General features: G+C 71.8%; 14 protein-coding genes. 8 read left to right on the top strand and 6 right to left on the bottom strand.

Translation table 11 applies throughout. From position 1 onward, the window contains the following. The first annotated feature begins 70 nt into the window (after positions 1 to 70). Complete coding sequence (locus AB0A63_RS27390) at positions 71 to 964, top strand: DUF4142 domain-containing protein (RefSeq protein WP_360396441.1); 894 nt, start codon at positions 71 to 73, stop codon at positions 962 to 964. Positions 965 to 1,048: 84 nt separating this feature from the next. Continuing rightward, on the top strand, positions 1,049 to 2,512 hold the full coding sequence (locus AB0A63_RS27385) for a DUF1996 domain-containing protein (protein ID WP_360396439.1): 1,464 nt from the start codon (positions 1,049 to 1,051) through the stop codon (positions 2,510 to 2,512). Between the two features lie 240 nt (positions 2,513 to 2,752). On the opposite strand, the gene AB0A63_RS27380 is transcribed toward AB0A63_RS27385, so the two are convergent. The 3 genes from AB0A63_RS27380 to AB0A63_RS27370 are packed head-to-tail and all read right to left on the bottom strand — an operon-like array spanning position 2,753 to position 4,612. Next, a complete protein-coding gene (locus AB0A63_RS27380; protein ID WP_360396437.1) occupies positions 2,753 to 3,799 on the bottom strand; it encodes an alpha/beta fold hydrolase in 1,047 nt (348 codons plus the stop codon). Next, positions 3,796 to 4,149, bottom strand: coding sequence for a hypothetical protein (locus AB0A63_RS27375; RefSeq protein WP_360396436.1), 354 nt, complete (start codon positions 4,147 to 4,149; stop codon positions 3,796 to 3,798). The genes AB0A63_RS27380 and AB0A63_RS27375 overlap by 4 nt, the downstream gene beginning before the upstream one ends. A gap of 1 nt (position 4,150) precedes the next feature. Continuing rightward, positions 4,151 to 4,612 (bottom strand): TetR/AcrR family transcriptional regulator, encoded by a 462-nt coding sequence (locus tag AB0A63_RS27370; protein WP_360396434.1) that lies wholly within the window; start codon positions 4,610 to 4,612, stop codon positions 4,151 to 4,153. A 105-nt stretch (positions 4,613 to 4,717) separates the two neighbouring features. Here AB0A63_RS27370 and AB0A63_RS27365 point away from each other — a divergent pair, with 105 nt between their 5' ends. Genes AB0A63_RS27365 through ilvD form a run of 3 tightly spaced genes read left to right on the top strand, consistent with a single transcriptional unit; the run spans position 4,718 to position 7,588 of the window. Then, on the top strand, positions 4,718 to 5,686 hold the full coding sequence (locus tag AB0A63_RS27365; protein ID WP_360396432.1) for an alginate lyase family protein: 969 nt from the start codon (positions 4,718 to 4,720) through the stop codon (positions 5,684 to 5,686). Between the two features lie 4 nt (positions 5,687 to 5,690). Then, on the top strand, positions 5,691 to 5,888 hold the full coding sequence (locus AB0A63_RS27360) for a hypothetical protein (RefSeq protein ID WP_360396430.1): 198 nt from the start codon (positions 5,691 to 5,693) through the stop codon (positions 5,886 to 5,888). Between the two features lie 20 nt (positions 5,889 to 5,908). Then, entirely contained in the window at positions 5,909 to 7,588 is a 1,680-nt protein-coding gene (gene ilvD / locus AB0A63_RS27355; protein WP_360396428.1) for a dihydroxy-acid dehydratase, read from the top strand. Positions 7,589 to 7,648: 60 nt separating this feature from the next. Here the strand turns inward: ilvD and AB0A63_RS27350 are convergent, their stop codons facing one another. Next, positions 7,649 to 9,244: an AMP-dependent synthetase/ligase gene (locus tag AB0A63_RS27350; RefSeq protein ID WP_360396426.1), complete on the bottom strand. Its 1,596-nt coding sequence runs from the start codon at positions 9,242 to 9,244 to the stop codon at positions 7,649 to 7,651. A gap of 49 nt (positions 9,245 to 9,293) precedes the next feature. On the opposite strand from AB0A63_RS27350, the gene AB0A63_RS27345 reads away from it, so the two are divergent. Together AB0A63_RS27345 and AB0A63_RS27340 are read left to right on the top strand one after the other, a co-directional pair. After that, positions 9,294 to 9,833 carry a TetR/AcrR family transcriptional regulator gene (locus tag AB0A63_RS27345; protein ID WP_360396424.1) on the top strand — a complete coding sequence of 180 codons (540 nt, stop codon included), beginning with the start codon at positions 9,294 to 9,296 and terminating at the stop codon, positions 9,831 to 9,833. Between the two features lie 37 nt (positions 9,834 to 9,870). Then, a complete protein-coding gene (locus tag AB0A63_RS27340) occupies positions 9,871 to 10,479 on the top strand; it encodes an alpha-ketoglutarate-dependent dioxygenase AlkB (RefSeq protein WP_360396422.1) in 609 nt (202 codons plus the stop codon). Here AB0A63_RS27340 and AB0A63_RS27335 read toward each other — a convergent pair. Continuing rightward, positions 10,445 to 11,389, bottom strand: a complete 945-nt coding sequence (locus AB0A63_RS27335; protein WP_360396420.1) for an SDR family oxidoreductase — start codon at positions 11,387 to 11,389, stop codon at positions 10,445 to 10,447. The two genes, AB0A63_RS27340 and AB0A63_RS27335, sit on opposite strands and share 35 nt — an antisense overlap. A 133-nt stretch (positions 11,390 to 11,522) precedes the next feature. Here AB0A63_RS27335 and AB0A63_RS27330 point away from each other — a divergent pair, with 133 nt between their 5' ends. Beyond that, positions 11,523 to 12,380, top strand: coding sequence for a helix-turn-helix transcriptional regulator (locus tag AB0A63_RS27330; protein ID WP_360396418.1), 858 nt, complete (start codon positions 11,523 to 11,525; stop codon positions 12,378 to 12,380). Between the two features lie 57 nt (positions 12,381 to 12,437). On the opposite strand, the gene AB0A63_RS27325 is transcribed toward AB0A63_RS27330, so the two are convergent. Further along, positions 12,438 to 13,823 (bottom strand): GAF domain-containing SpoIIE family protein phosphatase, encoded by a 1,386-nt coding sequence (locus tag AB0A63_RS27325; RefSeq protein ID WP_360396417.1) that lies wholly within the window; start codon positions 13,821 to 13,823, stop codon positions 12,438 to 12,440. Positions 13,824 to 13,917 lie beyond the last annotated feature (94 nt).

Below are 13,917 nucleotides of genomic sequence, written 5' to 3'. Positions count from 1 at the left end.
GGTCTCGAACTGAGGCGCGCTCCTGCCCCCGGCCGTACTCCCGTTCGTGCGACTCCCCATGGACCTGGCAATGCCGGCGCGACTGCTCGTCGCGCTGGCCGGCTGTGCGCTGGCCGTGCTGCTCAGCACCGGGAGCGCGATCGGCCAACCCGCGAACCCGTCGACGCCGATCTCCACCCCGCCACCCGGCAGCGCCGGCACGGGTGACGAGGTCGTGCAGACGCAGTGGGGGCCGCTCGGTCCCGCTGACCGGGACTTCATGAACCGCGTCAAGCAGGCCGGTCTGTGGGAGAAGCCCGCCGGTGACAAGGGCAGGGCCAAACGGCCGGACCAGCCCAAGATCCTGGAGGCGAGCAAGCACCTCGTCGAGGGCCACACGCTGCTGGACAACGTGGTGAACAGGGCGGGCGTGCTGCTCGGCCACACGCTGCCCACCGAGGCCTCCGACGAGCAGAAGGGCTGGCTCGCCGAGATGGACGCGGCGACCGGTGACGAGTTCGACGCCGTCTTCGCCAACCGGCTCCGCGCGGCGCACGGCAAGGTCTACGCCTATGCGGCGCAGATCCGCGCGGGCACGAAGAACGAGCTCATCCGCATCCTCTCCACGCAGGCGATGATCACCGTCTTCGACCACATGAAGGTGCTGGAGGACACCGGTCGCGTCGACTTCGCCGGACTGGAGTCGCCGAAACCGCTCGCTCCCCCGACCGCGGCGTCCGGGACCCCGGACCCGGCGGGCACGACGGACGCCGCCGACGCGGACGCCTCGGTCAACCCGACCGACGGGGTGATCCCGACCGTGCCGGAGGGCACCAGGTTCACCCGCACCGCGGAACAGGGCGTCTTCGGCGACAACAACGGCGTCTTCTTCGGCGCCATCGCCGTTCTGGCACTGGCCCTGGTCGGAATGCGGATGATCTCCCGGTCGAAGAAGAAGTCACGACGCAGTTCCCGTTCTCACTGACCGCACACCGAGCTCGACCCGAACACGCGGCTCATCGCCGCCTTCTTCAGCATGCCGTTTTTCCGGACTACCACGAGGTGGCACATGGCTATTCACCGGAGGAAATCCACGATCTGGCTCACCGCTGCCGCCGCGGCGATGGCCGTGGTCGCTGGCGGCGCCGCGGTGGTGGCCGTCAGTTCTTCTGATGGCGCCGCGCTCGCCGACGGTGCGGACAAGAGCTTGTTCGTCGACATCACCAAGGTGAAGCCGAACGTCAAGAAACCCAGGCAGCAGCAGAACGCCACCACCGGCACGTTCACCGTCAACTGCGGCCGCAACGAGAACGGGCACTTCAACCCGGACAACTTCATCGCGCAGCCCGGCGTCCGCAACGGCGCCCAGCACCTGCACGACTACGTCGGCAACCTGTCCACGAACGCGGACTCGAACAACAAGTCGCTCCAGGCCGCCGGCACGACCTGCAAGAACGGTGACAGGTCCGCCTACTTCTGGCCCGTCGTGCGCATCATCGACGAGGAGGAGGCCGCGGAGGGCGGCGAGCAGGTTCCGCCGAAGAAGGACGACAAGGCCCAGCAGGACGAGGACAAGGCCGCCAAGGCCGAGGCCCGCCTCGAATGCCCCGACGTCGCGTCGCTGCTGCCCGAGGACGTGCCGGACGCGGCCCAGGCGGAGATCGACCGCGAGCTCGAGAACATCGAGAAGGTGACCGAGGAGGCCGAGAAGAAGGTGGCCGCCACCAAGGCCGCCGACCGCGACAACGTCATCGTCGGCCCGACGCGCGAGAAGCGCGCCGCCATCCTCGACCGGATGATGCTGGCGTTCAGCCGCCAGGGCCGGCAGGCCCCCGACCTGAACCCGGCCGCCGCCTGCGCCGTCAAGGACCAGGCCCAGGGTGAGCAGGGCCTCGACAACGGCGGCCAGAACAGCGACAACGCCCAGGCCGAGGGCACCGAGGGCAAGAAGGACCAGGACAACGCCGAGGAGAACGCCGAGAACGAGCTCGAGGGCAACGAGGGCGAGATCCAGCGCCCGGCCGTCGTCGACCTGACCTTCCGCGGCTCGCCCGTCGGCAAGGTCACCGCGATGCCGAAGTTCCTCCGCGTGCTCTACGGCGACGCCAAGGCGGGCCAGAACGGCCCGAAGAACGCCAGGGCCTCCTGGACCTGCACCGGGTTCGAGGACAAGGTCCTGATGGACAAGTACCCGATCTGCCCGCAGGGCGCGAAGGTCAAGCGGGTCCACGACTTCCCGAGCTGCTGGGACGGCAAGAACATCGACTCCGCGAACCACCGCGACCACATCGTGTTCCCCGACCAGAACGGCCGCTGCAAGCAGGGCTTCAAGGCCGTGCCGCAGCTGCGCATCTCGCTGACCTACGACATCCCGCTCGACGTCCAGAAGGAGGGCCGCTACCTGGTCGACTCCTTCCCGGAGGAGGAGCACAACCCGCTCACCGACCACGACGACTTCGCGAACGTGATGTCGCAGAAGATCATGAACCGTCTGGTCAACTGCGTGAACAAGGGCAAGAAGTGCCGCGAGTGACCCGCTGAGCACCTGACCCGCCCCCTCGTTGCTGCCCAGGCGTCTGCAAGTACCACCAACACATGATCGAATCGCCGCTGACTACCACCAACATGGTCACCACCCGTCGAACCAGGTTCCAGGTCTACGGACGGCCGACGGCGCAGTTGGTAGTAGAAAAGTGCTTGTTGATGTTGAGTTGGTGGTACTTGCAGGCGCCGGCAGAGCCAGGGTCCGCTCTGTCCATTCAGGACTTGCCCGTCACCACCGCAGTGCCCTGAGGCTGCGCACGAGAACGGGTGAGAACGTCCCGTCGGCCGTGGTCATCGCGTGCCCCGCACCGGGCAGGACCACCCGGCCGCCCACAACGGACACGAGCTGGTCCGTGGTGTGGCACGGCACCTGCGGGTCGAGTTCGCCGCAGGTGACGAGCACGGGCGTGCGCGGCGGCAGCGTGCGGGCGACGTCGGGCGGGTTGACCGCGTCGTCGCTCACCACGAACTTCCGGTTCGGGCCGGCCAGCGAGCCGAACAGCGCGGCGAGCGCCGGTGGCATGGCCGTCGTGTCGACCGCCCGGCCGGTGCGCAGGTCGGTCACGGCCGTGTCGACCGCGCGGTCGATCACCGCCGCGTCCTGTTCGGACAGCTGCCCGGCCGCGACCAGCTGGGCGATCTGGCCGTGCAGCTGCATCGCGAGCACGTCCAGGAACCGCAACGCCTGCGGTTGCAACATGACCAGCGCGGCGGCCCGGCGGTGCCGAGGCGCCTGCGCGGCGACCACGAGCGCCGTCATGCCGCCCTCGCTGTGGCCGGCGAGCGCCACCCGGCGCTGGTCGACCTCAGGACGGCGGTGCAGCAGGTCGCGTGCGGCCGCGGCCTGCCGGACGAACGCCGGGTAGTCGATGTCCTGCGGACGTCCCGCGTACGCGCCCAGTCCCGTGCGGCCGGTGCCGTACTTGTCGAACCGCAGCGTCGCGACCCGGTCGGCGGCCAGCACTCCGGCGAGGTCGCGCAGCGTGTTCGCCATGAGCGCGGGTGGCTGGTTGCCGTCGCGGTCGGTCGGGCCGCTGCCGGGCAGCAGCACCGCGGCGCGCAGGCGCTCACCGCGGCGGCGCGCCGGCACGTGCAGCGTTCCCCAGGTGGTCGTGCCGTCGACGACGAACGACACCTCCTCGTCGTGCGCAGGCACCCAGGAGCCGTGCCGCGCGGTGTGGGCGACGGCGGAGGCGGTGCCCGCGACGAAGGGCGGTGCCACGCCCGCCGCGGCGGAGACCACGGCCACCAGCGCCACCGCGACCTTGCCGATCACCGGCGGATCGCCTTCTCGACCAGGGCCACGGCCTCGCGCGGGTCGTCGACCTCGACCACGAGCCGGGTGAACTGCTCGTCGGCCAACTCCACGACCACGGCGTTCTTGCCGTCGCGGACCGCCCAGAACACCTTCTCGCCATCCCGGTGGAACGTGCCCGCCGTGATCACCCCCGGCAGGTGCGTCCCCGGCGCCCGCAGCCCCTTCGGCTCACCCGCGATCCCGGGGTCCGCCGTCGCGCCCCGCACGTTCGCCAGCGGGATGGTCAGCCTGCTCTTCAACGCCCACAGCTTGTCCAGGCCCTCCATCTCCACGACCAGGTCCTCGCCCTGCACACTGATGACCGCCACGTCAGCTCTCCTCACCCTGCACCGTTCCCGGTGCCTCGTCGTTGTCGGGAACGCCGTCGCCGGTCGCCCGGTGGCGCAGCCACCGCCCCAGCAGCTCCTCGGTGGCGCTCGGGTCCCCCGTCGCCGCGTCGACCTCGCCGAGGACCGCGGACACGAGCCCGGCGACCTCGGGGTCCTCGCGCGCCCGGTCGACCGCCGCGAGCAGCAGCAGGTCCCACCCCGGCACGTGCCCCGCTCCGGCCGCCTCGGCCAGCCGCGGGCGGACGTCCTGCTCGACGTGGTGGCGCAGCGCAGCGAGGTACAGCCCGCGCTTGCTGCCGAACACGCCGTAGAGGCTGTTGCGGTGCACGCCGGTGTGGGTCACCAGGTCGTCGATCGAGACCCCGTCGTAGGCCCTGCGGGCGAACAGGTCCGCAGCCGCCGCCACGGCCTCGTCCACGTCGAAAGACCTCCGTCGTCCCATGTCACGACCCTAGCGTTTTTGGGAACGATCAGTCAAGAACGATCGTTCCTAAAAATCTGCGCCGGTCTTTGACGGCGAAGGTCCACACCTCTGACACTGGTCCGCATGGTCACCCGTTCCTGCGCGGTGCTGATCGCACTGCTCGCGTCCCTCATCGCCCCGGCCACCACGACGGCGACCGCCGCTCCTGCCACCTTCACCCACCCCGGTGTCGTCGTCTCCCGCCCGCAGCTCGACTTCGTCCGCGCCAAGGTCCAGGCCGGCGCCCAGCCGTGGAAGACGGCCTACGACCGCATGATGGCGAGCAAGTACGCCGACCTGAACCGCGTCCCGAAGCCGCGGGCCGTCGTCGAGTGCGGCTCCTACTCCAACCCGAACCTCGGCTGCACCGACGAGCGCGAGGACGCCATCGCCGCGTACACGATGTCGCTCGCCTGGTACATGACCCGCGACGACCGCTACGCGCAGAAGGCGATCCAGCTCATGGACGTCTGGTCGGCCACCATCCGCGACCACACCGGCTCCAACGCCCCGCTGCAGACGGCGTGGTCGGCGAGCAGCTGGCCCAAGGCCGCCGAGATCATCGAGCACGTCCGCGGGAACTGGCCGAACAGCGGCCGGTTCGCCACCATGCTGCGCGACGTGTACCTGCCGGAGATCGGGAACGGCCGGGTCGACACCGCCGGCAACTGGGAACTCAGCATGATGGAGGCGACGCTGGGCATCGCCGTGTTCCTGGAGGACCGGGCCGTCTACGACAGGGCGGTCGGGATCTTCCGCGGGCGCCTTCCCGCGTTCATCTACCTGACCGGTGACGGAGCGCTGCCGAAGACGCGGCCGGGCAGTGCCGTCGACGCCAGGGACGAGATCATCTCCTACTGGTACGGCCAGGACACGTTCGTCGACGGGCTCACCCAGGAGACGTGCCGGGACTTCACCCACACCGCCTACGGGCTCGCGGCCGCCGCGCACTTCGCGGAGACCGCCAGGCACCAGGGCCAGGACCTCTGGGGCCGAGATCCGGGAGCGGATGCGCCACGCGTGGGGATTGCACACGAGGTACCAGAACGGTGAGCCGATGCCGAGCTGGTTGTGCGGTGGCACGCTCAACCGCCACCTCGGGCCGACGAGCGAGGTCAGCTTCACCGCGCTGAGCACCCGGCTCGGGATCGGGATGGCGAACACCCAGCGCTACACCGAGAGCCAGCGTCCACAGGGGACGGACAACCTGTTCGTCGCGTGGGAAACGCTCACCCATGCGGCGAATCCCGCCTGATTGGCACTACCGTTCGTGGCATGACAGACGTGAAGCCACGCAGCCGGGACGTCACCGACGGCCTGGAGCGCACCGCCGCGCGCGGCATGCTCCGGGCCGTCGGCATGGGCGACGAGGACTGGGAGAAGCCGCAGATCGGTGTGGCGTCGTCGTGGAACGAGATCACGCCGTGCAACCTGTCGCTGGACCGGCTCGCGAAGGCCGGCAAGGACGGGGTGCACGCGGCCGGCGGGTACCCGCTGGAGTTCGGCACGATCTCGGTGTCGGACGGCATCTCGATGGGCCACGAGGGCATGCACTTCTCGCTGGTGTCGCGGGAGGTGATCGCGGACAGCGTCGAGACGGTGATGCAGGCGGAGCGCCTCGACGGGTCGCTGCTGCTGGCCGGGTGCGACAAGTCGTTGCCGGGCATGCTGATGGCGGCCGCGCGGCTGGACCTGGCCAGCGTGTTCCTCTACGCCGGGTCGATCCTGCCGGGCCGGGTCACGTTGACCGACGGCACCGAACGCGAGGTGACCATCATCGACGCGTTCGAGGCCGTGGGCGCGTGCGCGCGGGGGTTGATGAGCCGCGCGGACGTGGACCTGATCGAACGCGCGATCTGCCCCGGCGAGGGCGCGTGCGGCGGCATGTACACGGCGAACACCATGGCCAGCGCGGCGGAGGCGCTCGGCATGTCCCTGCCCGGCAGTGCCGCGCCACCGGCCACCGACCGCCGGCGCGACGGTTATGCGCGCAGGTCCGGCCAAGCGGTCGTGGAGATGTTGCGCAAGGGCATCACCGCACGGCAGATCATGACGCGCGAGGCGTTCGAGAACGCCATCGCGGTCGTCATGGCGTTCGGCGGCTCCACCAACGCCGTCCTGCACCTGCTCGCCATCGCGCACGAAGCCGAGGTCGAGCTCAGCCTCGACGACTTCACCCGCATCAGCGCGCGCGTGCCGCACCTGGCGGACGTCAAGCCGTTCGGCCGGCACGTGATGACCGACGTCGACCGCATCGGTGGCGTGCCCGTGGTCATGAAGGCGCTGCTGGACGCGGGCCTGCTGCACGGCGACTGCCTCACCGTCACCGGCCGGACCGTCGCCGAGAACCTCGCCGACATCGCCCCGCCCGACCCCGACGGCAACGTCCTGCGGGCCCTGGACAGGCCCATCCACCGCACCGGCGGCATCACCATCCTGAAGGGCTCCCTCGCCCCGGACGGCGCCGTGGTCAAGTCCGCGGGCTTCGACTCGGACGTCTTCACCGGCACCGCCAGGGTCTTCGACCGCGAACGCGCCGCCATGGACGCCCTGGAGGACGGCACGATCACCGCGGGCGACGTCGTGGTGATCCGCTACGAGGGTCCCAAGGGCGGTCCCGGCATGCGCGAGATGCTGGCGATCACCGCGGCCATCAAGGGCGCGGGCCTGGGCAAGGACGTCCTGCTGCTCACCGACGGCCGCTTCTCCGGTGGCACCACCGGCCTGTGCGTCGGCCACGTCGCCCCGGAGGCCGTCGACGGCGGGCCCATCGCGTTCGTCCAGGACGGCGACCGCATCACGCTCAACGTCGCCGAGGGCACCCTCGACGTGGACGCGGACCTCGACAGCCGCCGTGACGGGTGGGCCCCGCTGCCCCCGCGCTACCAGCGCGGCGTGCTCGCCAAGTACGCGAAGCTGGTCGGCTCGGCGTCCCGCGGCGCCGTCTGCGACTGAGCACCCACCGCCCGTGCGGGCTCCGTTCGAGGCGCGCCCCGAACGAGCCCGCACAGGCGTCTAGTACAGGCCGTCCAATGTGGACGCGTACCGCTTCTCGATCTCCCGGCGGCGGGGTTTGAGCGACGCGGTCAGCAACCCGTCCTCGACGCTGAAGTCCTCCTCCAACACCGCGAACCGCTTGATCGTCGCGTGCCGCGGCAGCTGCGCGTTGACGACCTCCACCGCGCGCCCGATCTCGGCCTCCGGGTCCGGCAGCCCCGCCCGCGTGTCCGGGTCCAGCGTCACGAGCGCCACGCAGTACCTGCGGCGGTCGCCGTGCACGATGACGTTGCTGATGTAGGGGGACGCGGCCTTCAGCAGGCTCTCGACCGGGGCCGGGGCGACGTACTTGCCGCCGGAGGTCTTGATGAGCTCCTTCTTGCGGTCGGTGATCCGCAGCCGGCCCGCGTCGTCGACCTCGCCGATGTCACCGGTGTGCAGCCAGCCGTCGACGAGCGCCTCGGCGGTGGCGTCCGGGCGGTTGTGGTAGCCGCGCATGACACCGGGGCCGCGCAGCAGCACCTCGCCGTCGTCGGCGATCCGCACCTCGGTGCCGGGGATCGGCGGGCCGACCGTGCCGATCTTGATCATGCCGGGGCGGTTGAAGAACGTGGCCGCCGACGACTCGGTGAGGCCGTAGCCCTCCAGGATCGTGATGCCCGCGCGGGAGAAGAACTCGGCGATCTCACCGGCGAGCGGGGCGGAGCCGGAGACGAAGTAGCGGATCCGGCCGCCGACGCGGTCGCGCAGCCTGCGGTACACCAGCCGGTCGGCGAGCCAGCGGGTCGCGGCGCCGTGGTCGCGGTCGGCCCAGCGGAAGACCTTCTCGGTGAGCCCGCCCTTCTCCCGCGCGCCGGTGACGATGCGGCCGTGGATCTTCTCGAAGATGCGCGGGGCGGCGGCGACGATCGTCGGCCGCAGCTCGCCGAGGTTGTCCACGATCCGCTCGACCGAGCCGTCGACGGCGGTGGCGGCGCCCACGGCGATCATCGCCATGGTCAGCACCTTGCCGAACGCGTGCGACAGCGGCAGCCACAGGAAGTGCAGGTCGTCCTCGCGCAGGATGCCCAGCGAGGCGATGGCCTCCGCGGTGGTCACCCAGTTCGCGTGGGTGAGCTCGACGCCCTTCGGGGTGCCGGTCGTGCCGGAGGTGTAGATCAGCGTCGCGAGGTCGTCCGGCCCCAGCTCGGCGATCAGCGCGGCGTAGTCGCCGTCGGCCTGCGGGACCGCGCCGAACCGCAGCACGTCGAGGTCCGGCACCAGCGCCGCGTGCTCGTCGGTCTCGACGACCACGAGCTTGCTGCCGGAGTCGCTGACGATGTGCGCGACCTCGGCGGCGGTGCTGTTGGGGTAGATCGTGGTGGTGGCGCCACCGGCGGCCAGCACGGCGAGGTCGGTGACGATCCACTCGATGCTCGTGCGGCCCATGAGCGCGACCCGGTCGCCGCGCCGCAGCCCCCGCTCGCGCAGCCCGAACGCCTCGCGCGCCACGCGGTCCTGCAGCTCCGCCCAGGTCAGCGAGACCCAGCCGGTACCGGAGCGGTACCGCACCGCCTCGGCACCGGGCGTGCGGGCGACCCGGTCGCGCAGGAGGCCGGGAATCGACAGCGCCATTGCTCTCCCCTTCTCTGGAGCGTTGCTCCAGAGCGGTACTCTAACCCCCATGGCCGACCGACGACAGTCCCTGCTCGACGCGGCGCTGCGGCTCGTCGAGGAGGGCGGGCTCGACGCCGTCACCATCGCGGCGCTGACCGAGCGCTCCGGCATGTCGAACGGCAGCATCTACCACCACTTCGGCAGCCGCGCGGGCGTGTTCGCACAGCTCTACGCCGACTCCTACGGCCGCTGCGTCGCCGCGATGACCCCCGCGCTCGACAACCGGCCCGCCCTCGCGGCCGTCCGCGACCTGGCGCTGCGCTACCTCGACTGGGTCACCGCGAACCCCAGCCGCGCGCGGTTCCTCTACGCCGCACCGGACCACGCCGACCCCGCGGCCAAGCAGGCGGAGTTCGCCCCGGTGCTGACGTGGTTCCTGGCGCGAATGGAGACGGGCGAGCTGCGGACCGTGCCGCCATGGGCGCTGGAACCCGTGGCGATGGGTCCGGCGCACGAGTCGGTGCGCCGGTTCCTGCTCGGCGTGTTCGACCTGGCAGCGGCCCGCGACCTGGTCGCGGACGCGGTCTGCGCCGTGCTGCGGCCCTGAGTGGTCGTAGAACACCTCTTCGACTAGGCTGCGCGCCATGCGCCAGGGATCTCTCTTCGACCTGGAAGCGGAGCCGGTCCTGGCCCCGCTCGCCCCGCGCCGCACCGAGCTCGGCCACGGCGCCTGGGTCGACGTGCAGCCCGGCTGGCTCTCCGGCGCGGACGCCGTGTTCGACGAGCTGGTCGAGACCGTGCCGTGGCGGGCAGAACGCCGCCAGATGTACGACACCGTGGTCGACGTGCCACGCCTGCTCTGCTTCTACTACGGCACGCTGCCCTCGGACGTGCTCACGAACGCCCGTGCCGCCCTCTCGGAGCACTACCGGCCCGAGCTGGGTGAACCGTTCACCACCGCCGGCCTCTGCTACTACCGCGACGGCCGCGACAGCGTCGCGTGGCACGGCGACACCATCGGCCGCGGCGCCACCGACGACACGATGGTCGCGATCCTGTCCGTCGGCACGCCGCGCGCGCTCCTGCTCCGGCCCCGCGGCGGCGGCGAGACGCACAGGTACGCGCTGGGCCACGGCGACCTGCTGGTGATGGGCGGGTCGTGCCAGCGCACGTGGGAGCACGCCATCCCGAAGACCGCGAAGGTCGTCGGGCCGCGCATCAGCGTCCAGTTCCGCCCGCACGGAGTCCGCTAGCGACGAGCTCCTCCGACACCTCCCAGACGCGCCGGGCCTCGTCGGCGGACCTCAGGCGGCTGTAGAGCGCCTGCTCTGCGGGCGGGCCGCTGAGGTGCCCGAAGCGGGTCGGGCCGTAGAACGGCGCGGGGTGCGGCGCGGTGGCGGCCAGCAGAGCCGGCAGCTGCGCGGACTCCACGGTGCCGAGCACGCCGACCGCGGACGCGACGCGGATCAGGCGCACGGCCGGGGTGTCGCTCGCGCGGCCGACCTCGGGGCGGGCGGCGAGCAGGTTCGTCGGTGCCACGCCGGGGTGGGCCAGGTTGCTCGTGATCCCCCAGCCGCCCGCCTCGCTGCGGCGCGCGAGCTCCAGCCCGAACAGGCCCAGTGCGATCTTCGACTGGCCGTAGGCCTTGCCGCCGCTGTAGGAGCGCTCCCAGTTCAGGTCGTCCCAGTTGATGGCGTTCTGGTTGGCGGCGATGCTGATCTGCGAGGTGACGCGGGCGCGGCCGGCCTTCAGCAGCGGCAGCAGCGCCGTCACGAGCGCGACGTGGCCGAGGTGGTTGGTGCCCCACTGGAGCTCGAACCCGTCGGCGGTCGTCTGCCGTTCGGGCGGGGTCATGACGCCCGCGTTGTTCACGAGGACGTGCACGGGCGCGCCCTCCTCCAGCAGCTCGGCGCTCACCGCGGCGACCGAGCGCAGCGAGGACAGGTCGAGCGAGCGCAGCGAGACGGTCGCGCCGGGTGTCCGCCGCCGGATCTCGGCGAGCGCGGCCTCGCCCTTGCGCGGGTTGCGGACGGGCAGCACGACCTCGGCCCCCGCCGCCGCGAGCCGTCCGGCGATGCCGAGCCCGACCCCGTCGCTGCCGCCGGTGACGACCGCACGCTTCCCGGTCAGGTCCGGCACCTCGACGTCGAACTTCCTGCTCATCGCACACTCCCCTGGTTCGTCCGCGGTCTCTCCGTTCCACCGTGGACGGACGGCGCGCGCACATCCAGGACCTGGGAGTCCGTGGCTACGGCGGGGCGTGAGCGTTAGAAAGGGGACAGCGAGAGGAGACGCCGTGATCGACCGAGCCGGGCTGGCCGCGTTCCTGCGGCACCGCAGGGAGACGCTGCAGCCGGAGGACATCGGCCTGCCGCGCGGGCGGCGCCGCCGGACCAGCGGCCTGCGCCGCGAGGAGGTCGCCGCCCGTTGCAGCATGTCCGCCGACTACTACGCGCGGCTGGAGCAGGAACGCGGGCCGCACCCGTCCGAGCAGATGATCGCCGCCATCGCCCAGGGCCTGCACCTGTCCCTCGACGAGCGCGACCACCTGTTCCGCCTCGCGGGCCACCCACCGCCGGGCAGGGGCGGGACCAGCGACCACGTGAGCCCCGGCCTCGCCCGGATCTTCGACCGCCTGCACGACACCCCGGCCGAGGTCGTCACCGAGCTGGGCGAGACGCTGCGCCAGACCCCGCTCGGCGTCGCGCTCACCGGTGACGCGGCCGCCCGCACCGGACCGGAGCGCAGCCTCGGTTTCCGCTGGTTCAGCGACCCGTCGTCGCGGGCGCTGTACGAGCCAGCCGACCACGCGTTCCTGGGCCGCATGTTCGCCTCGGGACTGCGGGAGGCCCTGACCCGGCGCGGACCGGGCTCGCGGGCGGCGCACTACGCCGACCTCCTGCTGGCGACCAGCGAGGAGTTCCGGACCGTCTGGGACCGGCAGGAGATCGGCCTGCGCCCGCGCGAGGTCAAGCGGTACGTCCACCCGGCCGTCGGCGCGCTCGAGCTGCACTGCCAGACGTTGCTCGACCCCGACCAGCACCACTTCCTGCTCGTCTACACCGCCACGCCGGGCAGTGAGAGCCACGAGAAGCTGCGGCTGCTGTCCGTCGTCGGCACTCAGATGACGTCGGCGAACACCGGGTCGGCGTAGCACCGGCGGCCGCCGTGCCCGGTGCGCGGACCGGGGACGCTCGTCACCCGGGCGAGCTCACACGGCCTGGACCGCGAGCAGGGCGAGGTCGTCGTGGTCGCCGCTGCCGAGCCACCGCAGCACCGCCTCCTGGCAGTGCCGCGCGATCTCCTCCGCCGGCAGCCCCTTGCACTCCTCGAGCACCGCGCGGAGCCGCTGCTCGCCGAACAGCTCGTTGCGGTCGGTGTGCGCGCGGGCCTCGGTGAACCCGTCGCTGTAGAGCAGCAGCGTGTCGCCGGGTGCCAGGGTCACCTGCTCGCCGGTGAACCGGACGTCGGCCAGGATGCCGACGATCGCACCGGGGGCGCTGATCTCCTGCACCGTGCCGTCCGCGCGCAGCACCAGCGGCGACGGGTGGCCCCCGGACGCGAGCGACAGCCGCACTCCCCCGGACGCGAGCGGCACCAGCTCGCCGACGACGATCGTGGTGAAGAGCTTGGAGCCGGTGGCGCGCAGCGAGGTGTTCAGCAGGTGCAGCAGCCGCACCGGGTTCGTCTCGACCAGCGACAGCGCCTGCAGCGACTGCCGCACCCGTCCGCTGTGGACCGCGGCCTCCAGCCCGTGGCCGCAGACGTCGCCCAGCGCGAACGTCGCCGAGCCGTCGGTGCGCGGGTGCACGTCGTAGAAGTCGCCGCCGACCTCCGCCCGCTGGTGGGCGGGCAGGTACACCGACGCGAGCGAGGCACCGCGCAGCTCGGGCAGCGGCAGCGGCAGCAGCGCCGAGCGCAGCACCTCGATCATCCGCCGCTGCTCGGTCAGCTTCGACGACGACTCCAGCGCCGCCGCCGCGTGCTTGCCGAACAACCGCACGCGCTCGACGTCGTTCGGCGGGAATTCACCCCGTCGGACGACGACCAGCGCTCCCCCGACGCCCAGCGGCACGGCCAGCGCGGTGCCGAAGTCCTCCGGCACGCCCCAGCTGCCGTCACCCAGGGAGGTGATCCTCGTCAGCGTCGAGGTGCCGGTCAGGACCTCCGCCAGCACCGTCGCCCGGCGCGGCGTGCGGGTGACCGTGGGTTCGCCGCCACCGCACCGCCACCACTCCAGCCGGTCGCGCGTCGCGGGCACGACGGCCACGCAGTGCTCGCCCAGCAGCTCGGCCGCGAGCTGCACGATGGTCTTGAGCGTCGTCTCCCGCGACGTGCCGCCCGCGAGCCGCAGGTGGGCGTGGTCGAGCGCGGAGTCCGTGAAGTACCAGGCACTCCAGCCGTCACCGAGGTCCAGCTGCCGGCCGGCGACGTGCACGTCGAGGTGCTCGCCGGGGGACAGCCGGGGGAACCGCTCGGCGGCCGCGGCGTTGCGCACCCGCACGGCACCGGCGGGGTCGACGACGAGGACCGCCTCGCGCAGCCCGTCCACCAGGCGCTGCCAGCCGTCCAGGTCGATGCCCACGGTGCTGCTCATCCGCTCTGGTCCTGCGCGGACGGCCGGGTCATCACGGCCTCCTGCGGGTCGTTGGCGTGCATCGCGGCATCAAGTTACCTCGCTCCCAACCTAA

Source organism: Lentzea sp. NPDC042327, from assembly GCF_040647275.1.
GTDB lineage: Bacteria > Actinomycetota > Actinomycetes > Mycobacteriales > Pseudonocardiaceae > Lentzea.
The sequence above is the reverse complement of the archived record's forward strand: the minus strand, read 5'-3'. Positions and strand labels throughout refer to the sequence as shown.

Bases quoted from the DNA above. Each gene is read 5' to 3' on its own strand.
- AB0A63_RS27365 (WP_360396432.1), top strand. From the start codon at position 4,718: ATGGTCACCCGTTCCTGCGCGGTGCTGATCGCACTGCTCGCGTCCCTC.
- AB0A63_RS27335 (WP_360396420.1), bottom strand. From the start codon at position 11,389: ATGAGCAGGAAGTTCGACGTCGAGGTGCCGGACCTGACCGGGAAGCGT.
- AB0A63_RS27345 (WP_360396424.1), top strand. From the start codon at position 9,294: ATGGCCGACCGACGACAGTCCCTGCTCGACGCGGCGCTGCGGCTCGTC.
- AB0A63_RS27390 (WP_360396441.1), top strand. From the start codon at position 71: ATGCCGGCGCGACTGCTCGTCGCGCTGGCCGGCTGTGCGCTGGCCGTG.
- AB0A63_RS27370 (WP_360396434.1), bottom strand. From the start codon at position 4,612: ATGGGACGACGGAGGTCTTTCGACGTGGACGAGGCCGTGGCGGCGGCT.
- AB0A63_RS27350 (WP_360396426.1), bottom strand. From the start codon at position 9,244: ATGGCGCTGTCGATTCCCGGCCTCCTGCGCGACCGGGTCGCCCGCACG.
- AB0A63_RS27360 (WP_360396430.1), top strand. From the start codon at position 5,691: ATGCCGAGCTGGTTGTGCGGTGGCACGCTCAACCGCCACCTCGGGCCG.
- ilvD (WP_360396428.1), top strand. From the start codon at position 5,909: ATGACAGACGTGAAGCCACGCAGCCGGGACGTCACCGACGGCCTGGAG.
- AB0A63_RS27340 (WP_360396422.1), top strand. From the start codon at position 9,871: ATGCGCCAGGGATCTCTCTTCGACCTGGAAGCGGAGCCGGTCCTGGCC.
- AB0A63_RS27385 (WP_360396439.1), top strand. From the start codon at position 1,049: ATGGCTATTCACCGGAGGAAATCCACGATCTGGCTCACCGCTGCCGCC.
- AB0A63_RS27325 (WP_360396417.1), bottom strand. From the start codon at position 13,823: ATGAGCAGCACCGTGGGCATCGACCTGGACGGCTGGCAGCGCCTGGTG.